This window comes from Amycolatopsis sp. FBCC-B4732 (assembly GCF_023008405.1).
Lineage (GTDB): Bacteria > Actinomycetota > Actinomycetes > Mycobacteriales > Pseudonocardiaceae > Amycolatopsis > Amycolatopsis pretoriensis_A.
In genome coordinates this window covers 2753899-2777545 of the sequence record NZ_CP095376.1, presented here as the reverse complement: position 1 = coordinate 2777545, position 23647 = coordinate 2753899, and the positions used below count along the sequence as shown (strand labels likewise).

20 protein-coding genes are annotated in these 23647 nt (G+C 72.9%); 2 read left to right on the top strand and 18 right to left on the bottom strand.

Annotated elements, in window-relative coordinates; translation table 11 throughout:
* Positions 1 to 887: 887 nt before the first annotated feature.
* On the bottom strand, positions 888 to 1364 hold the full coding sequence (locus tag MUY14_RS11810; RefSeq protein ID WP_247023018.1) for a MarR family winged helix-turn-helix transcriptional regulator: 477 nt from the start codon (positions 1362 to 1364) through the stop codon (positions 888 to 890).
* Between the two features lie 39 nt (positions 1365 to 1403).
* Here MUY14_RS11810 and MUY14_RS11805 point away from each other — a divergent pair, with 39 nt between their 5' ends.
* On the top strand, positions 1404 to 2849 hold the full coding sequence (locus tag MUY14_RS11805) for a phenylacetate--CoA ligase family protein (protein WP_247023017.1): 1446 nt from the start codon (positions 1404 to 1406) through the stop codon (positions 2847 to 2849).
* Here the strand turns inward: MUY14_RS11805 and MUY14_RS11800 are convergent.
* The 3 genes from MUY14_RS11800 to MUY14_RS11790 all read right to left on the bottom strand — a co-directional run bounded on the left by MUY14_RS11800 (position 2846) and on the right by MUY14_RS11790 (position 6771).
* Positions 2846 to 5413: a tetratricopeptide repeat protein gene (locus MUY14_RS11800; RefSeq protein WP_247023016.1), complete on the bottom strand. Its 2568-nt coding sequence runs from the start codon at positions 5411 to 5413 to the stop codon at positions 2846 to 2848. The genes MUY14_RS11805 and MUY14_RS11800 overlap by 4 nt on opposite strands.
* A 46-nt stretch (positions 5414 to 5459) precedes the next feature.
* Positions 5460 to 5768 (bottom strand): DUF4326 domain-containing protein, encoded by a 309-nt coding sequence (locus tag MUY14_RS11795; protein ID WP_247023015.1) that lies wholly within the window; start codon positions 5766 to 5768, stop codon positions 5460 to 5462.
* 67 nt (positions 5769 to 5835) lie between these two features.
* Entirely contained in the window at positions 5836 to 6771 is a 936-nt protein-coding gene (locus tag MUY14_RS11790; protein WP_247023014.1) for an aminoglycoside phosphotransferase family protein, read from the bottom strand.
* 233 nt (positions 6772 to 7004) lie between these two features.
* Between MUY14_RS11790 and MUY14_RS11785 the strand changes: the two genes are divergently transcribed.
* A complete protein-coding gene (locus tag MUY14_RS11785; protein ID WP_247023013.1) occupies positions 7005 to 7388 on the top strand; it encodes an STAS domain-containing protein in 384 nt (127 codons plus the stop codon).
* A gap of 4 nt (positions 7389 to 7392) precedes the next feature.
* Here the strand turns inward: MUY14_RS11785 and MUY14_RS11780 are convergent, their stop codons facing one another.
* From MUY14_RS11780 to MUY14_RS11715, 14 genes are all read right to left on the bottom strand, one after another.
* Positions 7393 to 7773, bottom strand: coding sequence for a response regulator transcription factor (locus MUY14_RS11780; RefSeq protein WP_247023012.1), 381 nt, complete (start codon positions 7771 to 7773; stop codon positions 7393 to 7395).
* Positions 7770 to 9191 (bottom strand): PAS domain S-box protein, encoded by a 1422-nt coding sequence (locus MUY14_RS11775; protein ID WP_247023011.1) that lies wholly within the window; start codon positions 9189 to 9191, stop codon positions 7770 to 7772. Before MUY14_RS11775 ends, MUY14_RS11780 begins: the two co-directional genes overlap by 4 nt.
* Positions 9192 to 9243: 52 nt before the next feature.
* Positions 9244 to 9642, bottom strand: coding sequence for an ATP-binding protein (locus MUY14_RS11770; RefSeq protein ID WP_247023010.1), 399 nt, complete (start codon positions 9640 to 9642; stop codon positions 9244 to 9246).
* A 72-nt stretch (positions 9643 to 9714) separates the two neighbouring features.
* Positions 9715 to 10359, bottom strand: coding sequence for a response regulator transcription factor (locus MUY14_RS11765; RefSeq protein WP_247023009.1), 645 nt, complete (start codon positions 10357 to 10359; stop codon positions 9715 to 9717).
* A gap of 68 nt (positions 10360 to 10427) precedes the next feature.
* Positions 10428 to 10892, bottom strand: coding sequence for a DUF6292 family protein (locus tag MUY14_RS11760; protein ID WP_247023008.1), 465 nt, complete (start codon positions 10890 to 10892; stop codon positions 10428 to 10430).
* A 55-nt stretch (positions 10893 to 10947) separates the two neighbouring features.
* Positions 10948 to 11646: an RraA family protein gene (locus tag MUY14_RS11755; RefSeq protein WP_247023007.1), complete on the bottom strand. Its 699-nt coding sequence runs from the start codon at positions 11644 to 11646 to the stop codon at positions 10948 to 10950.
* A gap of 13 nt (positions 11647 to 11659) precedes the next feature.
* Complete coding sequence (gene cutA / locus MUY14_RS11750) at positions 11660 to 11998, bottom strand: divalent-cation tolerance protein CutA (RefSeq protein WP_247023006.1); 339 nt, start codon at positions 11996 to 11998, stop codon at positions 11660 to 11662.
* A 9-nt stretch (positions 11999 to 12007) separates the two neighbouring features.
* Entirely contained in the window at positions 12008 to 13186 is a 1179-nt protein-coding gene (locus MUY14_RS11745; protein WP_247023005.1) for a nitrate/nitrite transporter, read from the bottom strand.
* Positions 13187 to 13578: 392 nt separating this feature from the next.
* On the bottom strand, positions 13579 to 15108 hold the full coding sequence (locus tag MUY14_RS11740) for an Hsp70 family protein (protein WP_247023004.1): 1530 nt from the start codon (positions 15106 to 15108) through the stop codon (positions 13579 to 13581).
* A gap of 1 nt (position 15109) precedes the next feature.
* Entirely contained in the window at positions 15110 to 16306 is a 1197-nt protein-coding gene (locus MUY14_RS11735) for a hypothetical protein (protein ID WP_247023003.1), read from the bottom strand.
* On the bottom strand, positions 16303 to 17778 hold the full coding sequence (locus MUY14_RS11730) for a dynamin family protein (RefSeq protein ID WP_247023002.1): 1476 nt from the start codon (positions 17776 to 17778) through the stop codon (positions 16303 to 16305). Before MUY14_RS11730 ends, MUY14_RS11735 begins: the two co-directional genes overlap by 4 nt.
* Positions 17775 to 19613: a dynamin family protein gene (locus MUY14_RS11725; protein ID WP_247023001.1), complete on the bottom strand. Its 1839-nt coding sequence runs from the start codon at positions 19611 to 19613 to the stop codon at positions 17775 to 17777. The genes MUY14_RS11730 and MUY14_RS11725 overlap by 4 nt, the downstream gene beginning before the upstream one ends.
* A gap of 28 nt (positions 19614 to 19641) precedes the next feature.
* On the bottom strand, positions 19642 to 20703 hold the full coding sequence (locus tag MUY14_RS11720) for a glycoprotein (protein ID WP_247023000.1): 1062 nt from the start codon (positions 20701 to 20703) through the stop codon (positions 19642 to 19644).
* A 130-nt stretch (positions 20704 to 20833) separates the two neighbouring features.
* A complete protein-coding gene (locus MUY14_RS11715; RefSeq protein WP_247022999.1) occupies positions 20834 to 23413 on the bottom strand; it encodes an AAA family ATPase in 2580 nt (859 codons plus the stop codon).
* Between the last annotated feature and the right edge of the window lie 234 nt (positions 23414 to 23647).

Below are 23647 nucleotides of genomic sequence, written 5' to 3'. Positions count from 1 at the left end.
GCAACGTGCGCCGCTGGCAAAACCACACCGGCAGCCACCGAACCAGCCGAGCGGGCAACGTGCGCCGCTGGCAAAACCACACCGGCAGCCACCGAACCAGCCGAGCCGGCAGCCTGCGCCCCCAGCTCAACCAATGAGGAAGCCACAGACCCCGCCGACCGGGCACCCCGCGGCCCCGGCTCAACCACCGAGGCAGCCACGGACCCCGCCAAGCGAGCGGGCTGCCCTGCGCGCTCGACCACCACCGAAACCACGCCACCAGTCACCGACCCTGCCGAGCGGGTGACCTGTGCGCCGGCCTCGGGCGCGCGCACAACCTTCGCCGCCGCCTCGACCACCGGCGGAACCGGCGGGCCCGCCAGGGGCGCGGCCTGTGAGGCCGGTCCCGCCGAGCTCGAGAGGTGCGCCGCCGGAGCGGCTGGGCGCGCAATCCGCGCCACCGAGTCGGGCACAACCTTCGCCGCCGGAAGTGGAGCGGGCAAATGCGCATCCTGCGCCGCGGAACGCACCACCTGCGTGACCGCCCCGAGCCCACCCGGGCCACCCCCCGCCGAAGCACCCGGCGTCGCCGCTGAAGCGTCGCCCGAGGTCAGCCACAGGATCAGCCACAAGCCCACAGCCGTGCCGGCCACCAGCAGTAGCCGGCGCGTGGCTACCGAGGCGGCGCCGGCCACGTCGTGAGCCCGGGTCACGTCGGCGAACCTCCAGATGCGAATGCGCTGGCATGGGACGTACCCTTCAACGTTCCGCATCACACCCGTGCTACGCGCCGCTTATGGCTTCCACTCGTCCGGACTAATCCGGAAGTGTCAGCAAGCCTGAGTGAAGACTCCACTCGGTCCTCACCGATCGTCCGGTCGCCACAAAAAGGTGCGTCCGGAACCGAATCAGTTTTCCTGAGAGCGACGGACGTCCGACAGCGCTCCCAGCGCCGTCACCCCGTGCTGCAGCCCCTCGCGGAACGTCGCACGCTGCCCGGGGCTGAGGTCGGCCAGCAGCGCGTGCTCCACCTCGCCGACCGCGGGGGCGCAGCCGGCCAGCAGGGACTGGCCCGCGTCCGTCAGGCCGGCCAGCAGGACGCGCTTGTTGCCCGCCTTCGGGGTCCGCGCGATCAGCCCGCGCTTCTCCAGCGCCAGCACCATCTCGTGCATCGTCTGCGGCCGCAAGAACGAGCGGCGGGCCAGCTGCGCCGACGACAGCGGGCCGCTCGCCTGCAGCACCGTCAGCGCCGTGTACTGCAGCGTCGTAAGCCCCAGCGGGCGCAGCGCGTCGTCGAGCAGTGCCCTGATCACCAATTCGAGCCGTTTGACCAGGTAGAGGGTCAACGGCGCGCCGGCGGGGTGCTGCTCCGCGGAGGTGCTCACGCGCTCATCATGACACGCACCGGCCGCTATGCTCCGATCATGGACCTCGGTCGGCAGACCCGCGTGCGGCAGGCGTTCGACACCTTCTTCGCGCCCCCGCAACCGGCCGCCGGGCCGCACGTCCTCGAGCTCTTCCGCCGCACCGCCGAAACCGTGCCCGCGTACCGGAAGTTCCTGGAAGAACACGGCATCGCACCCGAAGCCGTCACGACGATGGCCGCCTTCAAGACACTCCCGCTCGTCGACAAGGCCGGCTACCACCGGAAGTACCCGCTGCCCGAGCTGTGCCGCGGCGGGACCTTCGACGGCAACGACATGATCGCCGTCTCCTCCGGTTCCAGCGGCCACCCCACCATCTGGCCACGCGCGCTCGAAGACGAACTGCACGTCGCCCGCCGCTTCGAACAGGTGCTCGTCGACGGCTTCCACGCCGACCGCAAAAGGACCCTCGCCGTCGTCTGCTTCCCGCTCGGGACCTGGGTCGGCGGCCTCTTCACCACCGCGTGCGTGCGGCACCTCGCCGCCAAGGGCTGTCCGGTCACCGTCGTCGCGCCCGGCAACAACAAGGCCGAAATCCTGCGCGTGCTCCCCGAGCTCGCGCCGCACTTCGAGCAGGTCGTTCTCCTCGGCTACCCGCCGTTCGTCAAGGACGTCGTCGACACCGGCCTGGCCGGAGGCGTCGACTGGCCCGCCTACGCGATCAAGCTCGTCCTCGCCGGCGAGGTGTTCAGCGAACAGTGGCGCGACCTCGTCGCCCGGCGCGCCGGCGTCGCCGACCCCGTCACCGACATCGCCTCGCTCTACGGCACGGCGGACGCGGGCGTGCTCGGCACCGAAACGCCGGTGTCCGTGGCCATCCGCCGGTTCTTCGCCGGCCACCCGGACCTCGCCCGCGACGTCTTCGGCGACGCCCGGCTCCCCACCCTCGTGCAGTACGACCCGGCGAGCCGGTTCTTCGAGGTGCACGACGGCACGCTCGTGTTCAGCGCGGACGGCGGGATCCCGCTGATCCGCTACCACATCGCCGACGACGGCGGGGTCCTGCCGCACGCCGAGCTGCTCGCCTACTGCGCCCGCCACGGCTTCACGCCGCCACCCGGACCGGAGCTGCCGTTCGTCTACGTGTTCGGCCGCTCGCTGTTCACGGTGTCGTTCTTCGGCGCGAACGTCTACCCGGAGAACGTCACGGTCGGCCTGGAGCAGCCGGGCATCAGCGACACCGTCACCGGCAAGTTCGTCATCGAGTCGGTCGAGGACGCCGACCGCGACCGGCGGTTGCGGATCACCGTCGAGACGGCGCCGGGCGCGAGTGCCGACGCGGGCCGGATCGCGGAATCCGTGCGCGCGCAACTGGTCCGGCTCAACAGCGAGTTCGCGCACTACGTCCCGGCGGAGCGGCAGCTGCCCGACGTCGTGCTGCGCCCGGCCGGGGATCCCGAGTACTTCCCGGTCGGGGTGAAGCACCGCTACACGCGGCCGTCCTAGGGCCGCGCGAGCTTGCGGAACCGCTCACGCCGCTCGCCGGCGGACGAACCGTCGGCGATGTCGTCGTCGAACCACGAGCACAGCGCCGCCCACAGCTGGGCGCGCGCGGCGTAGTCGTCCTCCGCGACCAAAGTGTGCTCGAGTTCGGCGATGTCGGCGACCAGCTGGTCGAGGCGCTGGTCGCACAGGCGCACGTATTCGCGGACGACGACGTTCGCGTCCAGCCCGGTCTTCCCGCGCCGGCCCGCCGCGCCGCGCAGCTGGGCGTGCAGGCGTTCCTCGCTGTAGAGCGGGAAACCCGAGATCGACCCGGGGTAGCCGGACTCGGCCGACCACTCGCGGAACGCGCAGATCGCCTGGTAGCGCGTGTACCAGTCCTGCTTCCCGGTGGCCAGCGCGGTCAGCTTCCGCCAGGCGTCGCGGTCCGCGGCGCGCCGGCGGTCGACGGTCCGGCTGTCCGGTGCCGGCTCCTCGGGCCGCGTCCGCCAGAAGTGCGCGCGGCAGCCCGCGATCTCGGCGACCAGCTGCCGGACGTAGCTGACCTGCTCCCACACGTGGGCGCGCTGCGGGCGCAGCGGCGCCGCGCGGTCCGGGGAGAAGGTGACCATCTCGAAGACGCGGAACAGTTCGTGCCCGCGCAACGCCGCGAGGTCGGGGTCCTCCCCCATCACCCACGAACGGCGCTCCGGGAGCCGCCCGCTGTGGCTGATCGTCGCCGCCTGGTAGAGCTCGCGCACCGCGCGCCGGGCCACTTCGTCGCGCGCTTCGCCTTCCAGGCGGGGATTCCGGGCGCGGTCGCGCAGGTCGCGTTCGCCGCGGGGGCCGACTTCGAGCATCGCGACCGCGTACACGCTCGCCGCGTTGTAGCACTCCTCCCACGAACTGCGCGGCCCGGCGGCCTCGACGGTGGCGTCGAGCGCCCGCGGGTCCGGCGGCCAGCGCCGGTCCGGGCAGACGTCGGCCAGCCGGACGCGGCTGCCGGGGTAGGCGGGCTGCGGTTCGGGGACGGCGCCGGTGACCGGCTCGATGTCCGCCATCGCCCGGCGCAGCACCGCCCACACCAGGGACAGGTCGAGCGCGCGGTTGGTCAGCTGCTGCCAGCTGCGGCGCCAGCGCCTGCCGAACCGGCGGTAGTCCTCGATGAGCCGTTCGATTTCGTACTGCGAGAGCGCGCCCAGGTAGGACCGCATTTCCGCGGCGCGCTGGTTGTACTCGGCCAGCTGCGCCGGGGTCGCCTCCTGGACGACGAGTTCCTCGACCGGCACGCGCAGCACGCGCCGGTGCAGCGCCAGCCGCTTCTCGCGCGGGATCGCGTACCGCTGCGTCCGGACGTCGAGGTCGACGTAGCGGCGGAAGCGCAGCTCGATCGCGGCCCGCAGTTCGGTGCGGCGCTGCGCCCGCGCGTCACCCGGGACGCCCGCGGTGGTGCGCCGCACCCACCAGGAGCCGGCCACGGAATCGCCGTGCCCGAGCACGAGCGCGTGCCGGTAGCGGGCGATCAGCAGGGCGACTTCGCGGCCGCGCGTGTCGTGCCGGGGCTGGCGCGCGAAGTCGGGGCCGATCCACCAGCGGGCCAGCGTAGGGTGACCCCGGCTGCAGACGGTGATCACGTCGTCGTACGTGGCGAGCGCGTCGAGGTGGAGGTCGAGCTGCTCCTGGAGCGCGGCGATCTCGAGTCTGATGTAGACGTTCGCCGGATCGAGGCTGACCGCGCGGTAGTACTCGGCGAGGGCTTCGTCGTAGCGGCGGTAGGTGATGAAGTGGTTGGCGCGCTGGTAGGCGTCGAAGAGTTCGTAGGGGATCTTCGCGTCCCGCCAGGCGACCCAGTGGATGTTCGTGCGGACGTACGCGCTGCGCGGGATGACCAGCGCGGCCACGGCGTTCGCCGCGCGGTGCAGCACGCGCGCCCAGTTCTCGTCCTCGATGACGAGCGGGCTCGCGGCGAAGCGCGGGACGCGGACGAGCTCGAGGATGAGCTGGTAGCGGCCGCTCGTGTTGCCCGGCCGGATGGTGCCGCTGACGGTGAACGCGGCGGGTGGCTGCGCGAGCCGGATCAGCTTCGTCGCGGCCTTCCACCAGCCGTCGGCGGAGTCGCCGGCGTGCTCGACGATCTGGATGAAGTCGTACGAACTGCCGACGCCCGGCACCGGGGTCGGCGTGTAGAGGCGCGAATCGTTGAGGAACCGCTTGAAGGTGGCGGTCAGTTCGACGGCGGAGTCGATCTCGCGGTCGTGGCTGCCTTCGGGCCGTTCGTCGGCGAAGAGCCGGATGTCGATCTGGTTGGCCCGGTAGGCGGCGGCTTCGAGCCGCGCTTTGCCGACGAAGTACAGCGTCAGCACGACGGAGACGAGCACGACGGAGGTTTGCAGGACGGTCCAGGTGATGACGCTCGCGACCTTCGGGTCGCGGACGAAGGTCCAGGTCTGGAAGAACGGCAGGTACGGCACGACGGCGAACCCGGCGGCGACGAGCCCCGCCACCCCGGCCGCCAGCCACCACCTGATCCGGTGGGTCTCGGGCAGTTCGGCCTCGTCGAAGCCCCCGTGCCGCCGCGCGGACACCATCGATCACCCCCTCGTGTCAGGTTACTCGCGGAGGGGGTGCGTTTCGTTACCCCCCGTGATCCGCGAGTTCGGCGATGACCTGGGCGTGACACGGTTCGGGGACGCACCAGCACCCGAGGCGGCGGCCGCGGAGCCCGGGCAGCAGGGCGAGCAGATCCGGCCGCGACAGCAGGTGCTCGCGGTACTGGGCGACGACGTCTTCGCGCGAGCCGTCCGGACCGGGCCGGAAGGGACTGGCGAGCTTCGAGCCTTCGAGGTGCCAGCCGCCGCGGTGCATGGCCCGCCCGACGTAGACGACGTCGGCGTACTCCGGGTCGTCCCGGTGCCCCTTCAGGTTGACGACCGTGGTGGGCATGCGACCTCCCTGGGTGGCTTCGCGGCTGGTCTCGCACGTCGCCGGTGGTTCGGCAGCCGGGCCGTGGTCACCGGACCTCGGACGCGCGATGCCGGACCGCCGGCATCCGATGATCCGCCACCAGCTCGTCCAGCCGGCGCCGGGCCCGGGCCGCGGTGGGGCCGGTCAGCTCCGCGCGGGTGGGCAGCACCGCGGTCAGCCCCCAGCCGCGGCCGCGGGCCCACGTGGCGTCGTCGATGTCCAGCTCCGCGCGGAACTCCCGTCGTTCCGCCGCGGACAGCACCGACCACGCGACGATCAGGTCGCACGCCGGGTCGCCGACCGCGAGCGTGCCGAAGTCGATCACCGCGCTCACCCGGCCTTCGCGGGCCAGCAGGTTGCCCGGGGCCGGGTCGCCGTGGATCCACACCGGCGGGCCGGCCCACGGCGGTGCCGCACGGGCCGCTTCCCAGACCGCCGCCACCGCGTCGAGGTCGATCAGTCCCGCCAGGGCCTCGATCCGCGGGGCGAGGCGGGCGGGGGCGATCGCCGAGTCGCGCTCGTCGGTCATGGCCACCCCGCGGAAACCGTTGCTCCACTGGGGTTGCGGGCCGCCGGTGGCGTCGATCCGCTGCAGCACGGCGAAGAACCCCGCCAGCTCACCCGCCGTGCCGGTGTCCGGGTCGACCGCGTCGCCGGGCAGCCAGCGCAGGACCGACCACGGGAACGGGTAGCCCGCTCCCGGTTTTCCTTCGGCGAGCGGAACCGGGACCGGCAGCGGCAGGTGCGGCGCCAGCTTCGGCAGCCACTCCTGTTCCCGCGCCACCTGCCCGGTCCAGCGCGCGTACCGCGGCAGCCGCACGGACAGCTCCGGGCCGAGCCGGTAGGTCGCGTTGTCCACGCCCTGCGACGGCGCCGGCTCGAGCGGGAGGTGCGCCCACCGCGGGAACTGCGTGTCGATCAGCTGCCGGACGACCGGCAGCGTGATGGTGGCTTCCCCGGAAGACAGGTCACCCGTGACCAAGGCACTCCCCCACGTCGGCGGTCGGTCGCGGCCCATCACACCGCGTGACGACCACGCTGTCCACCGGTTTATGCCTGGTGGCCCGTCTAGTGCAGATGCACTATGCTGGGGGTTCACGGTTGAGCCGTCAGCCGCTGCCGGACGTTCCCGCGCTCCGGGCCGGCAGGCTGCCTTTGGCATCCCGTCCCGAACGTCCGGTTCGCCCCCGCTGCCCGAGGAAAGGGTGTGCCGTGATGGTTCCCGAACCACGCTCGGCCGACCACGAGCTCGCCGGCCGGTTGACGGTCGGCGGCCACATGTCCGTGCGCGTGCGCCACCCCGCCGCGCGCACCGTCTTCGTCGAGGTGTCCGGCGAAGTCGACCTCGGCACCGCGCGGAAATTGGACGAAGTCCTCCAGTCCCGCGTCCACGTGCCGATCGAAGAGGTCGTCATCGACCTCTCCAGGGTCACGTTCTTCTCCGTCGCCGGCCTGAACTCCCTGCTGCGGGCTCAGCTGCTCGCCGACGCGACCGGCGCGCGCCTCAGCGTCGAAGCGGGGCCGTCGCGCGCCGTGCGGCGGTTGTTCACGCTGCTCCCGACGGACTTCGACAGCGTCGCGGCGAACGTCCGGCCGTGACCGCTCAAGCCGACGGCGGACGGCCCAGCCGCCGGACGGCTTCGACGATCGCCGTGTTGGGCGCCCCCTTCACCAGGTACTCCGTGACGCCGGCCGCCGCGAGTCCCGCGATCGAAGCCCGGTCGGCGTAGGCGGAGAACGCCAGGATCGCCGTGCCCGGGCTGCACCGGGCGATCTCCCGCGCCGCCCGCGCGCCGCCCCCGCCGGGCATCCGGACGTCGAGGACGGCGACCGCGGGCCGGTGCCGCTCGGCGAGCCGGATCGCCTCGTCGGCGTCGGCCGCCACCGCCACCACGGCGATGTCGGGCTCCTCCTCGAGGACCTCCCTCAGGACGTCGCGGATCATCACGTCGTCGTCGGAGATCAGCACCCGCAGCTCGGTCATGGTTCGAGTCCCGTCACGTCGGGCAGCTTCGGCAACCAGCACTCCACGGTCGTGCCCTGTCCGGGCGTGCTCGTCACCGAAAGCCAGCCGTGCGCCGCCTCGGCCCGTTCGTACATCTCGACCAGCCCGAAGTGACCCGCCCCCGCCTCGCCCGCGGCCGCGCCGATCCCGTCGTCGGTGATCCGCAACCGGGTTCCGGTGTCCACTGTGGACAGCGTGACGTCGATCCGGGTGGCCCGGGCGTGTTTGTGGACGTTGCATAGCGCTTCCTGGCAGATCCGGTAGGCGGTGGTCGCCGCTTCCGGGGACGGCTCGTCGGTGAGCTCGTCGCGCACCGAGTGCGCCAGTCCCCACCGGCCCGTGACCTCCTCGACGTAGGCCGAGATCGCTTCGACGAGCCCGTGGTGGTCGAGCTCGGGTGGCCGCAGCCGGGACACCAGGCCGCGCAGCCTGGCGATGGCGGCCTGCACGGACTCGTCGAGCCCGCCGACGGCGGCCGCGGCCGGTTCCGGCAGCCGGGAAGCGAGCAGCTGCAGGCGCATGCCGACGGCGACCATGGACTGGATCGACTCGTCGTGGACGTCCCAGGCGATCCGGCGCCGCTCCACCTCCTGGGCCTCCACGAGGTGCCCGACCAGTCGGCCGCGGTCCCGCAGGGCCTGCTCGGCGTTGCGGCGCTCGGTCATGTCGCGGGTGACCTTGCCGAAGCCCTGCAGCCGGCCCCGGTCGTCCAGCAGCGCGGTGATCACCACGTTGGCCCAGAACCGGGTGCCGTCCTTGCGGACCCGCCACCCCTCGTCTTCGAGCCGCCCTTCCGCGGCCGCCAGTTCCAGTTCCCGGGCCGGTTTTCCGGCGGCCACGTCTTCGGCGGGGTAGAACACCGAAAAGTGCTGCCCGATGATCTCCTCCGCCCGGTAGCCCTTGATCCGCTCGGCGCCGGCGTTCCAGCTCGAAATCCGGCCCTGCGGGTCCAGCACGAAGATGGCGTAGTCGACCACGCTCTGCACGAGCAGGCGGAACCGTTCTTCGCTTTCCCGCAGGGCGACTTCGGCCGCCCGGCGGTCCGACACGTCGCGGGTGACCTTCCCGAAACCCTTCAATTCACCCCGATCGTCGTACAGCGCCGTGATCACCACGTTCGCCCAGAACCGGGTGCCGTCCTCGCGGATCCGCCACCCCTCGTCCTCCAGCCGCCCCTCCGCGGCCGCGACCTCCAGCTCCCTGGCCGGTTTTCCGGCCGCGACGTCCTCCGGCGGGTAGAACACCGAAAAGTGCTGTCCGATGATCTCTTCCGCCCGGTAGCCCTTGATCCGCTCCGCCCCCACGTTCCAGCTCGAAATCCGCCCCTGCGGGTCCAGCATGAAGATCGCGTAGTCGAGCACCCCCTGCACCAGCAAGCGGAACCGGTCGTCGTCCATGCCGCAACTCTGCCGGATCGCCACCCGCCCGGCACGGCGCGGTCCGCGGCGCTCACCCGGCGAGTTCGGCCGAAGCCGCTGGCAGCGCGCACCAGACGACCTTCCCGCGGCCGTGGCGCGCGGTCCCCCACGCGGAGGAGAGCCGCTCGACGAGGGTGAGGCCCCAGCCGCCGTCCGCACCCGGGGGCCGGCGCACGGGTGGCGCCGGATCGTCGTCGAAGACCTCGATGCGGAGCTGCCCGCCGGCCGGCGCCAGCCTCAGGAGCGGGCGGCCGACGCCGTGGCACAGCGCGTTGGTCACGAGCTCGGTGACGACCAGCTGCGCGTCGTCGACGGCGGTGCCGCTCGCCCACCCGCGCAGCGTCAGCCGGGTGAACCGGCGCACGAGGGCCAGTCCGCCCGCCGAGCCGGTCACGGCGCACTCCGCGGTGAGGGGGGCATGGACGTCCACACCCTCCAGCCTCGTCGACCGCGCGGGCCCGCACGAGATGCAAACCCGTCCTCCGCGGTTAGTGCAGCTGCATCAGCCGATGAGCCCTTCCCGGCGGGCCACGGCGACGGCTTCGAGCTTCGAGCGCGCCCCGAGCTTTTCCAGCACGCGCTGGACGTGGTTGCGGGTGGTGTTGCGGGACACGCCGAGCCGCAGGGCGATCTCGTCGGTGGTCGCGCCTTCGGCGAGCAGGTCGAGGGTTTCGCGCTCACGCGCGGTCAGGGCCGTGCCGACCGCGGGGACGCGGCCGGTGAGCCGGTCGAAGACACCGGGCAGCAGGTCCGGCTCGAAGACCACGGCGCCGGCGGCCACGTCCCGGACGGCGGACTCCAGCACGCCCAGCTGCGACGACTTGAACAGCAGCCCGGCACCGCCCGCCTTCGCCACCTGAGCGGCGATCGCCGGCGTCGCGTCGCCGGTCAGCACCAGGACGCGGGCACCGCCGGCCGCGAGGTCGGTGATGACGCCGAGCGCGTCGCCGTCGGACAGGCGCCGGTCCAGCAGCACAACGTCCGGGTGGTGCTCGCGGGCGTCCGCCAGTGCCTCCGTCCGAGAGCGGGCGCGGCCGACGACGGTGATCCCGTCGGCGCGGTCGAGGGCCTGCTGCAACGCCTCCGCCACCATGTCGTGGTCCTCCACGAGGAGGACGCGGACGGGGTGGGGCGCATCGGCGGTCACGGGCTTCCTTCGGTGGGACGGGGTTCGGCCGCCTCATCCTAGGTGCCCGGGGCGCTCCCGTCCTGTGCTCACCAAGTAGCGGAGCTCGGCCGCAGCAGTCCTTCCGGGCCGGTGACCGGCAGCCGGTCGACGAGGTCCTCGTGGTGCCCGGCCCGCCGGAACACCGGCGGCGGGAACGCGGCTGCGGGCGGCCCGGCGACCCGCAGCGCTTCGAGGAACCCGGCGACCGCACGCGGCGGCGGCACGACGTCGGCGCCGCCGAGGTAGCCGAGCACCTTCCCGGTGCCACCGCTCGCGGGTTCGATCTCCGCCGCCCAGCCGTGCACCTCGTCCCAGATCAGAGCCAGGTCGTGCGCTGGGAGGTCCGGGAGCGTGCGGTCGAGGGCGACGTACCCGGAGCTGGGCACGTCGAGGTCGAGCGAACACGACTCGAACCCGACGCCGACGGCGCGGGCGACCCGGGCCAGGTAGGTCCGCAACCCGCGCGCGAAGTGGTATTCGATGTCCTTGCCGAAGCCGATGAGCGCGTTCATGGTCCCGCCTCCCGGCCCGGGTTACCCCGTCGGGTGAACGATCACACTTTCGTGGTCACTCTTCGATCGCACCGCCGACGGCCCGCAGGTGCGCGCGGAACGTCAGGCCCGGATCCGCTTCCCGCGCGGCGAGGAATTCGGCGAAGCGCACCTGCTCCCGCAGCGGCTCGCCACCCCGGATCCGGTCGGCCTGGCGGCGTTCGGTGTCGCGGATCGCCTCGGCGAGCGCGAACAGCTCCTCGGCGCGGTCGAGCGGGACGAACAGGACGCCGTCGTCGTCACCCAGCACGAGGTCCGACGGCCCGATCCGCCAGGTCCCGACGATCGCTTCGGCCAGCCCGCCGTCGACGCGCGGGCCGAGGTTGAGCGGGCCGGTCGGGAGGGACCCGAGGCTGAACACCGGGAGCCCGATGGCCCGGATGTCCGCGGTGTCGCGGTGCAGGCCCCAGATCAGCACCCCGGACAACCCGGCGGCACGAGCCTCGAGCACCACGAGGTCACCGACGCAGGCCTCGTCGAGGCGGCCGCCGTTGTCGACGATCAGCACACCGCCGTCCGCAGCGGTCTCGAAGGCTTCCAGGAAGACGTCGACGCTGCCGACGTGCCGCGCCGGGACGGCCGGCCCGAACAGGCGGCCGCCGGGCACCACCGCGCGCGTCGCTGCCGGGGCGCAGCGCACCGGCAGCCCGGCGCGGATGCAGGCGTCGGCGAGGTGGGCGGTGGTCAGCGTCGCGAAGCGCCGGCTCAGTTCCATTCCCTGACTTTAGTCAGGAACCCGGGTCCTGGCCACGGGTTTCGGCGGTCAGCCAGGCGAGGTATTCGGCGCTGCCGCCGACGATCGGCGTGGCGACTACCTCCGGCAGGTCGTAGCCGTGCAGTTGGCGCAGGCGTTCGGTCAGCGCGGGGACGAGGGCGGCGGTCGTCTTGATCTCGACGCGCCATTCCTGATCCGTTTGCACGGCGCCTTCCCAGCGGTAGACGCTGGTGATCGGGCCGACGACCTGGGCGCACGCCCCCAGCCGTCCCGCCACCGCCTGGGTGGCGAGTTCCCGCGCCACCGCTTCCGAGTCCGTCGTGGACGTCACGATCACGTGCTCCGCCGCCATGCCGCGAGGTTACCGGCGCAGGCGCTGCATCGCGGCGGCACCGAGCGCGGGCCCGACCGCGAGCACGGGCACGGCGGCCCGCCACCCGACGGCGTCGGCCAGGAGCGGCAGCAGCTGGATCGTGCCGGCGCTGAGCAGGAACCCGAACGCCGTCATGGCGGTGAGCGCGGTCCCGACGTACCGCGGATCGGCGGTCTCGGCGAGCGCGGCGGAGAACTGCCCGGAGTCGGCGATCACGGCGACGCCCCAGACCAGCAGGAGGACGGTCCCGGCGACGGCGGCGGAGAGCACGGCGCAGCCGGCGCTGACGACCATGGCCCCCATCGCGACGACCGCCCGGCCGCACCGGTCCGAGAGCGCGCCGCCGAGCAGGCACCCGGCCGCTCCGCAGACGCCGATGACGACGAAGGCGGTCACCCCGCTGGGCCTCCCGGTCGCGGCGAGGTAGGCGGGCAGCCACGCCCACAGCGCGTAGAGCTCCCACATGTGCCCGAAGTAGCCGAGGCACACCAGCCGTTGCCGCCGGTCGGCCACCATCCGCAGCAGGTACCGCGGGCGCCACGGCGGTGACGGCGCGCGTTCCGGGCCCTCGCGGACGAAGAGGGCCGACACGGCAGCGCCGATCGTCGCCAGCGCGGCGGCGCAGAGGAGGACGGCCCGCCAGTCGAGCGGTGCGAGGAGGTTCGGCAGCGCCGAGCCGACGGTCAGGGCGGCGAGGAGTGCGCCCAACGCGAGCCCACGCTTCCGGGGGAACCACGACACGACGACCTTCATGCCGACCGGATAGACCCCGGCCAGCGCGAAGCCGGTGGCGAACCGGAGGGGGACGACGAGCCCGTGCGCACTCCACGGCAGGACGGCGGTGGTGAGCGCGGCAAGCATCGCGCCGGCCGCGATGAGCGTGTGAGGAGGGATCCGGTCGGCGAGGTTCAGTGCGGCGGAGACTACGGCGCCACCGGCGAACCCGACTTGGACGGCGGCGGTCAGCAGGATGGTGTGCTCGCGCGAGAGCCCCCATTCGGCACGCAGCGCGGGGACGACGGCGGAGGCGGAGAACCAGACGCTCATGGCGCAGACCTGCACGGCGGCGAGGAGCGCGAGCTGCCAGGCCGCGGTGGAGGGTCGCGGCGGTGCGGACCGGAGGAAGATCACCCGGTCCAGTTGCGGGTGGCAAGAGGTGCTGGTCAACGGCGGGATGCGGGACTTCACTCCATGGGCTGGAAAATCTCTCACATCCTGGGCGGGGGAAGGCTGGACAGGGTCGTGAAGCCTCGACCGGAGGCGGCGGGTTGTGCGGCCGAGCCGCCGCGCTCCGATCGCCACAAGGCACCGGTGCGGATCGCACGCAGCAAATCGCCAGGCCCAGCGCCGACCCCCGGCGGCGAATCGCCCAGCCGGACCGCCGCGCTCCGATCGCCACAACCAAGACACCGGGTGCCGGTCGCACGCAGCGAATCGCAAGGCCCGGCGCCGAGTCTGGCACCCGGCCAGGCCCGGCGTTGGCTGCGGATCGCCCTGCCCGCCTGCCCGCCTGCCCACCTGCTGGGGCGCCGCAGCCAAGCCGCGAGGCGGTGGCAGGCTCAGGTTGTCGGGGTCGCCGTCGTTGTCGGGGTCGTGGTTGTCGTCGGCGTCGTCGTCTTGGTCGGCGTGGTCGTCCTCGGCGGGGTCTTCCGGCGCGTCGTGGCCGCCGGGTTCGTGTGTGGCGGCGCTGCCGTCGCGTGCGTCGTCTGCGGGGTCTCCGCGGGTGGCAGCGTCACCAGCGACGCCGTGTCGCTCGCCGGGCTGGTCGACGGTGGCGGGGTGCTTCCCGACGGGCCGCCGCCCGAACTGCTGACCGCCACCGCCACCCCGCCGATCGCCACCACCGCTATCGCGCACAGGCCCACCACCACGCCGCGGCGGGAGGCTCGGCGGCCGGGGCCGGCGGGCTTCCCGCGTCCCAGCGCCGGCGGCGGTGCGCCCGCGCCGAACTCCGGCATGGCCATCGCACGAGTTTCCTCGCGGGGCGAAGGGACTACGGGCGCCGGGGCCGGGGGCTGGACCACGGCCGAGCGGCCCGAAGCCAGGGCCGCCGCGCCCAGGGCGACGCCGTACTTCGGGTGGATGTCCACCGCCGTCGGGCGGCCCAGTTCCGCCGAAACCAGCTGGGACACCAACGGGATCCGGGACGAGCCGCCGACCAGCAGGACCGTGCCGAGGTCGGCCGGGCGCAGGTTCGCCGAACGCAGTGCGCGGTGCAGCGAACCCAGCGTCGCCGTGATGGACGGGCGGATCATCTCCTCGAACTCGCCGCGGGTCAGGCGGACCTCCGTCTGCACCGACGGCAGCAGCACCGGAACAGCCACTTCCGTGTCCGCCGACAGGGCTTCCTTCGCCAGTACGCATTCCTGCCGCAGCCGCACGACCGCCGCCACCGCGCCCGGGGCGTCCGGGTCGATCTGCGACAGCCGGCCCTCCAGCGCCCGGTCGACGTGGCCGAACACCGCTTCGTCGAAGTCGACCCCGCCCAGGCCCTCGATGCCTTCGGGCGTGCCGAGGATTTCGAAGCCGCCGTTGCGCTTCCGCAGCACCGTGGCGTCGAACGTGCCGCCGCCGAGGTCGTACACCGCGACGACGGCACCCTCCTCGAGCCGCTCCTGGGCGGCGTAGTGCGCCGCCGCGGCTTCGGGCTCGGTGATCAGGCCGACGTGGTCGATCCCGGTCAGCTTCGGGACCTGCGCGAACAATTCCCGCTTGTACGGTCCCCAGTTCGCCGGGTGCGTCAGCGTGATCCGGTCCGGACGACCGCCCTGCTGGCCGGCGACCGTCCGGACCACGTAGCCGAGCAGGTGCGCCATCAGCGACGCCACCGAGTGCGGCGCGCCGCCGAGCAGCACCGGTGTCGGATCGCCCAGGCGCCGCTTGAACTCCCGCGTCACGCGGTCGGGTTCGACGGCCGCGCGCCGGCTCGCCGCGTCGCCGACCAGCACGCTGCCGTCGGGCCGCAGCAGCACCACCGACGGGATGGCCGCCGTGCGGTCGCCGAGTGACACCATTTCGACGTGGCCGGCCCGGTCGACGGCGGCGGCCGTGAAGGTCGTGCCGAGGTCGATGCCCAGTCCGTAGCCCATTTCAGCCTCCGCCGTCAGCGTGCGCGTGGTCGAGGACCACGTGTTCGTCAGGAACCGGTTCACCCGGGTGGTCTTCGTGCAAGTGGTCTTCGTGTGCCTGGTCCTCGTGCCGCACGGGCGGCTCCACCGGCGGCGGGCCGGGCGGCTCGTCCGCCACCGGCACGGGATCCGGGTCGGGGTGCCGCGGCGGCTCGAACGGGTGCTCCGCCGCCGCGGGGTGCGCGTGGCCGCCCGTGACTTCGCCGGCGTCGTGGTGCGCCGGTTCGCGTTCGGCGGCGAAGCTGTGCCGCGGGACCGGGTGCTCCGCAAGGGAGACCGAGGCCGCCAGCGTGGTCTCGGCGGCCGCCGGCGCGGCGTCCACTGTGGACGGCGTCCTGGCGAACGTCACGACCGGCGGGGGCGGTGTCCCGGGCAGCGTGGGCGCCGGTGCGGTGACCTGCGCGGTCACCGTGACCCCGCGTCCCTTGTCCGTGACCACCTCGGTCTGGTGGATGGCCGGTCCGGCCGGCTCGCCGAACGGGTCGTCGGCTTTCGCCTGCTCCTCCACGGTGATCCCGACCTCGATCCCGGGCGGCCCGGTCCCGGCTTCGTCGAGGACGACGGTCTCCTCCTGGAACACCTCGATGTCGCCGTGCCCCGGCGCGTCGGGGGTGAGCTCGTAGCTCAGCGAACCCTCGTGCTCGACGGTGATCGAGCCGTCCGGGTTCTCGTGGATCACGATGCCGGCGTCCTGGACGACGTCGATGTCCGTGTCCCCGGGAGTCCCGTCGCCGGGCACGACGAGGTGCTGGTGGTCGGTGTAGACCTCGTCGCGGCCGTGGTTGTGCACCACGAACCGCTCGGTCGCGTCGATGACGAAGTTGCCGAACTCGTCCTCGCGGACCTCGATCTGCTCGAACTCCTCGACGGTGGGCAGGTCCGCCAGCGGCACGCCGTCGGCGGTTTCCGGGTGCCAGACGGTGCCGGTCCGCGCCTCTACGTGGCCGTCCTCGCCGCGGGTGACCGTGCTGGTCCCCACCTCGGGGACGTACTCGTGGGCGGGGACGTCGTGCGCGGTCTCCGCGGCGACGGGCTGCGACGCGGGTGGCGGCGGCTGCGGAGCACCGGAAGTGAACGCATTCCCGACCACTTCCGACGCGACAGCGCCGGCGGCGGCCGTGACGGCTTTCCTGATCTTGCCCTTCGGCTGGTCGGTCACGACAAGACCTCCGCCCTGGCTTCGCTGAGCAGGATTCCTTCGCACGTGCGGACGAGGACGCGTGCCGCGTCGCGGACGTCGCGCGGGGAGGCGGGGTGCTCGGCGCGCCGCTGCCACCTCAGCAGCTGCGCGCCGAGCACCTGCCGGATCGCGGTGCGGCCCGCGTCCCCCGGTAGCCCCAGCCGGCTCGGCACGTCCACCCCGGTCGCACCGAGCAGGCGTTCCGCGTCGCGGGCCTCGTCGGTGGTGAACAGCACGACGCCGAGCCGGATCGAGTCGATCAGCTGGATCTCGGCGAACTCGTGCGCTCCGGCGACGATCCGCTCCCATTCGTGCAGCAGGCCGCCGGTGCGGTCCGGGTAGGCGCGCAGCACGTGTTCCGCCGCCTGCAGCGCCGACCGCGCCTTGAGCACGTCGGCCCGCGCGGCGAACTGCGTCGTCAGCAGCGATCGGAGGCGGTGGAGACCGCTGCGGGCCAGCAGCTCGCCCGACAACGCCCGCGCGCCCGTCACCAGCTCGTCGCGGACCAGCTCGACCGCCAGCCGCACGCCGAACAGGCCGTAGCGGGCGAGGAGCTCGGCGCGTTCGGCCGGCGGGACGTCCACATCGGACTCACCCGCGGCGAACCGGTCGGCCGAGGTCAGCAGCCGCGCCACTTCGGCCTCCGGCGCGGCCGCGAGCCGCCGGAACGCGCGGAACTCGGACTCCTTGAGCGTCGCGGCGGAGCTGGCCAGCAGGCCGGCCATCGGGACCACCGTCTGGCAGAGCCCGCGCACGCGCGAGTCGCGGGCGTAGCGGGCGGCGATCTTCGCCGCCGAATCGAGTGCGTCGGGCCGGGCGTGCCCGACCTCGTCGGCCCGCGCCAGGACGCCGATGGTGTTCACCGGGCGCCGCTGGGCGGGGTCGTCGTGGAAGGCGTCGAGGAAGCGGACGTCGTCGCCGTGCACGTGGCGCATCAGGTACACCACGGCGTCCGCGGTGCCCACGCCGTCGCCCTCGGGGACGAGCGCCGCTTCGGTGCGCCCGGAGACCTCCGCGCGGGCCGATCCCAGGCCGGGCGTGTCGATCAGCGTCATCGCGCGCAGGGCGGGCGACGGCCAGTCGACGACGAGCCGGTCCACGTCGTCGGGCGCCATGCCGAGCTCGAGGCCGAGGGTGCCGGACAGCCGGCCGAAGGGCAGCTGGCGCGGCATCCCGCGGACGGGGTGCAGCACGATCCGGTAGGTCGGGCCGTTGCGGTACCAGGTGACGACCCGGGTGCACTCCCCCGCGTCGGTCGCCGCGAGCTCCTGCCCGACGAGCGCGTTGAGCAGGGTGGACTTGCCGGCCTTGACGCGCCCGGCGATCGCGACCCGCAGCGGCTCGGCGAGCCGGCCGGCGATCTGCCGCAGCTGCGGTTCGGCGGGCGTACCCGCGTAACCGGCGCACGCGCGGGCGACGAACCCGCGGACCTGGAGGTAGAGGGGGGTCATCTGGCCACCGCCTTGGGCTTGGGCGCGCTGCGGACGGTGAGCTCCTCGGCGCGCCGGCCGAGCACCTCGAGGGCTTCGATGTCGGCTTCGAGCCGCTTGAGCTCGGCCGCTTCGGTGTCGACGTCGACGACGGCCTTCTTCGCGTTCGCCAGCGCTTCGGTGAGGGACCGCTGGAGTTCTTCGACGCGCGCGCTGTAGGCGTCGCGGAGTTCTCTTTGGACGGTTCGCATCGCGTCGCGGGAGTCCTTGCCGACCTGGAGGTTGAACTCGTCGACGAACCGGCGCACCGCCGTCTTGGCCAGGCCGCGGCGTTTTTCCAGCTGCCGCTTGCGTTCGTCGAGGAAGCCGGAGCGGCCCATGAGCAGGCCGGCCGCCACCCCGAACGGCGTCGGGATGGCCAATGCGGCCATCTTCGTGAGCATGGAGAACATCAGGAAGCCGCTGTAGGCCTTCTGGAACGCGGCCATCCCGGTGGTACCGCGGGTCTTGACGCCGGTGAAGGACGCGTCGATGTCGATCTCCTCCACCACCCGGACCGGCGCCTGGATCTCGCGCGGCAGCACGGCTTGGGACTCGGCGAGCTCGAAGTGGTCGGCGACGCGGCCGGCCAGCACCCTGGCCTGCTTGACGAAGGTCGCGTAGTTCTCGAGCGTCTCGTTCGCCAGGCGCTGCCGGAGCCACTTCTCGAACTCGGCCCAGTTCTTGGCCGGGTCACCGTCCTCGATGGCCTCTTCGGCTTCGTGCAACACCCCTCGGGAACGGGCGCGCAGGTCGTAGTCCACATCGGACGAAATGTCGGCGAAACCGTCGAAGAGGAGCTGCTGCCACTTGGCGGACTGGCTGCGCAGCGCGTCGACGCGCTCGTTGACGCGCCCGAGCTCCGCGACGAGCGCGGCGGACTGCTCGGGGTGCGCGAGCGCGGTGCGGCGGGCGCGCAGGGTGGCGTGCAGCTGCCCGACCGCGGACCCGACGTGCAGGCCGACGGCGTTGAGCGCCGACCGCTCGGCGTCCCCGACCACGCCCTGCAGGCACTTGACCAGCTGCGGGAAGCCGGACTCGACGTTCAGCTCCTGATCGGCCGAGCGGGCGGCGACGGTGCGCAGCTCCGAGGAGACGGCGACGGTGTCGATGCTGATGCCGCACGCCGCGAGGTGGCCGGCGTTGAGGTCGAGGATGCGGCGCCACTGCGGGTAGAGGTCGATCTTGGTGAGGACGAAGAAGACACTCGGGCAGAGTTCTTTCACCGTCCGGAGGAACCGCAGCTCGGCGGCGGTGAGTTCCTGGGAGGCGTCCGAGAGGAACAGGACGGCGTGCGCCCGCGGGAGCGAGCTGACGGTGACGGCATTGTGCAGCGAGCCGAGCCCGCCGACGCCGGGGGTGTCGACCAGCACCAGCCCGCCGGACAGCAGCTGGCGGCTGATCGACGCGGTGACGGACTTGAGTTTCCGCAGGTTGCCGGGATTCCCGGCTTCACTGACGTGGGACGGAAGGTCTTCGAGGGAGATCCGCTCGGTCCACGGCGGCGACGACGGATCGGCCGGCTCGTAGGTCGCCAGAGCCCCGGACTCCGGCGCGAACCGGACGACCGTCGGCACCGCGGTCGCGATGTCGTCGTCGACCGGGCAGATCTTGGCGGTCAGCAGCGCGTTGATGAGCGAACTCTTGCCCTGCTTGAATTCCCCGACGACGTAGACGGTGACGTCCGGTTCGGACAGCAGGCGCCGGGCGTCGGTGAGGCGCCGGACGAGGTCGTCCCGCCCGTAGGCCGTCGCGCCCTTGACCGCGAGGTCGAGGGTGTCGAGAGCGATGCGCCCCCCGCCACTCGGCTCCTGCATGACCGCTCCTCGTGCTTACCGCGCCGGCTCAGTAGTGCTCGACGTCGTGGTGGTGGTCGGCGTGGTGGTCGGCGTGGTGGTCGTGGCCACCGTGGTGGTGCTCTTCGTGGCCGCGGTCGTGGTGCTCGGTGGCGGCCTGTTCGTTGAACTGGTTGCCGCCGTGGTGGCCCTGGGCCTGCTCGTTCTGGAAGATGTTGCCGTGTCCGCCGGTGGAGGCCTGCTCGTTGAACTGGTTGCCGCCGTGGCCCGCGCCTTGCTGGTTCTGGAAGATGTTGCCGTGGCCGCCGGTCGAGGCCTGCTCGTTGAACTGGTTCCCGCCGTGACCGCCGGAACCCTGCTCGTTCTGGAAGATGCTCCCGTGACCGCCCGTGGAGGCCTGCTCGTTGAACTGGTTGCCGCCGTGGCCCGCGCCTTGCTGGTTCTGGAAGATGTTGCCGTGGCCGCCGGTCGAGGCCTGCTCGTTGAACTGGTTCCCGCCGTGACCGCCCGAGCCCTGCTCGTTCTGGAAGATGCTCCCGTGGCCGCCCGTGGAGGCCTGCTCGTTGAACTGGTTCCCACCGTGCCCACCCGAGCCCTGCTCGTTCTGGAAGATGTCCCCACGACCACCCGTCGAGGCCTGCTCGTTGAACTGGTTCCCACCGTGCCCACCCGAGCCCTGCTCGTTCTGGAAGATGTCGCCTACGCCGCCGGTGGAGGCCTGCTCGTTGAACTGGCCGCCGCCGTGACCGCCCGAGCCCTGCTCGTTCTGGAACACATCGCCGTGGTGGCCGGCTGAGGCCTGTTCGTTGAACTGGTTGCCGCCGCGGCCGGAGCCCTGCTCGTTCTGGAAGATGTCCCCACGACCACCCGTCGAGGCCTGCTCGTTGAACTGGTTCCCACCGTGCCCACCCGAGCCCTGCTCGTTCTGGAAGATGTCCCCACGACCGCCCGTCGAGGCCTGCTCGTTGAACTGGTCGCCCCCGGAACCCCCGGAACCCTGCTCGTTCTGGAAGATGTTCCCCGAACCGCCCGTGGACGCCTGCTCGTTGAACTGACCGCCGCCCCCGGTGCCCTGCTCGTTCTGGAAAACGTCGCCCGATGAAGTCGTCATCGTGTGCACTCCTGACATTCGGATCGGTGAAGCCCGTGCCCCTCCGTTGTCATCCAGTCTTGGGCCCGGAACCGCTCCGGTCATGAGTAGCGGCCTACTCGGCTTCACCGGCCCCCGCGCCGCCGGCTACCTACGGGCCGGCCGAAGCGCTACTCCCCGGCTCCGGTTGCCCCACCACCGAAGCCAGCTCGCGCCGTCCCGAAATACCCAGCTTCGCGTAAACACCGTGCAGCACGTTGTCCACCGTCCGCACCGACACCACCAGGCGGTCCGCCACCGCGCGGCTCGTCAAGCCCGTCGCCACCAGGCGGGCGATCTCCAGCTCCCGGACCGTCAGGTCGAGCGGGGTGTCCAGCGACGCCAGCGCCGGCGTCGCGGCGTCCTCACAGGACACCAGCCACGACTGCGCCCGCTGGGCCGCACCGACCGCGCTCCCCAGTTTGCCCGCCGCCCGGTGGGCCCGGGCCGCCTCCGCCGCTGCCTCCGCCGCGAGCAGGCGCGCCCCGATGTCGGCGAACGCCGTCGCCACCGCGTCCAGCGCGACCGCGTCCCCTGAGGACAGCGCCCGTGCGTGCGCCGAGTAGCACGCCACCAGCGGACCGTCCAGGTCCGAACCGAACGAAGGGACGCCGAAGCGGACCACGTCGTGCCGGATCTCGGCCGCGATCGCCGACCGGCCCGTCGACTCCGCCTCGGCCGCCGCCTCCGAAGCCAGTGCCGCCGCGCGGGTCAGCTCGCCGCGGGACGCCGCTGTCCAGGCCGCCGCCCAGCGGCCGAGCGGGCCCGGCAGGTCCGCCTCCACCACCTGCCCGGCCATCGCCGACGCCCGGGCCAGCGCGCCCAGGACCGCGGGACGGAACTCGTGCGGCTGGTCGTGTCCCTCCACCGCCAAGGCTTCGCGCAGCCGCCGGATCGCCCCGCGCACGTTCCCGTACGCCAGCGCGACCGTGCCGAGGGACGCCGCCGCGGCCGCCAGTGCCGGGCCCCAGCGGTCGCCGACCGCGTCCCGGTAGTCCTCGCCCGCCAGGTCCTCGGCCTCCTCCAGCCGGCCCGCGCGGCACAGCGCCACCACCCGCGCGTGCTCCAGCCGGACGCGGGCGCCCGGCGCGGACGCGTCGGCGACCGCGATCGCCAGTCCCTCCTCGACGACGCCGAGGCACGCCTCCGTGCGGCCGGACTCGGCCAGCGCACCGGCCGCCACGACCAACGCGCCGAGGCGCAGTGCGTCGCCGCGGGGGTTGCGGTCCAGCACCGGGCCGAGCAGGTCCAGCGCCGCGCGGCACGCACCTTCCGCCGCGCGCAGGGCCGCACGGGCGACCACCAGTTCGTCGGCCGGGCCGGACACCGCCGTCTCCGCCGTGTCCAGGACGGCTTCCGCCTCGGCGAAGCGGTTCAGGCCGAACGCCAGGTTCCGCGCCCGCGTCCCGGCGACCCGCGCGTGCTGGGCGTCCGACACCGTCTCGCCGGCGAGCTCCGCCAGCAGCGCGTCGGCGTCCGCGTGCCGCCCGCCCGCGATCCGGACCTGGGCCAGCAGGTACTTCCCGGCGAACCCGCCGCCGAGCCGGACGGCTTCCGCGGCCAGCTGCTCGGCCTGCGGAAAGTCCTTGCGCAGCAACGTCTCCGCCACGGCGCGGACGAGCTGGGGGTCGGTCGGCAGCCCGGCGGCCAGCCGCCAGCGGACCAGCCGCGGCTTGTCCTCGGCGCGCCGGGCGCCGGTCAGGTCGAGCGTCCTCGCCAGGATGCGGTAGGTGTCGCGCTGCCGCAGCGGTGACGTCCGGCGCCGGATCACCTCGGCGTAGAGCGGGTGCGCCAGGCGGACGTTCAGCCGCCGCCCGGTGCGTTCCGAAACGACGAGCCCGGCCCGCTCGGCCGCGGCGAGGACGTTCGCGGCGCCCAGCCGGACCAGCGGTTCGCAGCCCAGCGGCCCCCCGAACGCCAGCAGTTCCAGCAGCCGCCGTTCGTCGGCGTCGACGCGGTCGGTGCGGGTTTCGATCAGCTCGACCAGCCGCGGGGTCGCGGTGAGCGCGCCGCTCCACCGCCACAGCCCGTCCGTGGCCGCCAGCGAACCGCTGTCGAGCCCGCCTTGGACGAGTTCGCGCAGGAACAGCGGGTTCCCGAGGCTCAGGTGCCACAGCCGGTGCTCCGCGCCGTCCTCCAGCCGCCCGCCCAGCGCCGCGGTGATCAGCTCGATGGTCTGCGACCGGCTCAGCTCGCCGACGTCGAGGCGCTCGGCGACGCGGTCCTTCCACATCGCGAACACCGGGTCGGGCACGCTCACGCCGTGCGGCGCGATCACGATGACGAACGCCGACGCCGTCGCGGCCAGCTGGTGCACCAGGGTCGCGGACAGGTCGTCGAGCAGGTGCGCGTCGTCGACGCAGAGCACCAGCCGCCGCCCTTCCGCGCCGCGGGTGAGGTGACCCGCGACCTGGTTCAGCCGGTGCGCGCGGTCCGCCGTGCCGTCGGCGCTGCCCGGCAGGAGGTGGGCGAAGGCGCCGAACGGGATCGTCGACGCCGACGACATCGCGCGCACCCAGTGCGTGCGCGCCCCGCCGGCGGCCAGTTCGGCCAGCAGCACCTTGGCCAAGCGGGTCTTGCCGGCACCGGCGCGCCCGGTCAGCAGCAGGCCGCACACCTCGGCGTCGGCCAGCGCCCGGCGCGCGAACGCCAGCTCCTGTTCGCGGCCGACCAGCGGCCAGTCGTTCGCCACACCCACTGCCTCCCCACCCGCGCACAGCTGTTCTCCGGATAATGACAACGAAGGGGCCCGCCAAGTACCCGAATGCGCGAAGCGATTTGGCATAATTCGCCAAGCGGCTCGACAAACCCGACAGATCGGACACTTGATCTGCTATTCCGTGAGCATTTTCCGGGTATTCTCCCGACACCGTGATCAACCGTTTTCACGGAATTCAAGACAACCACTCGCACAACGGCCAGGATG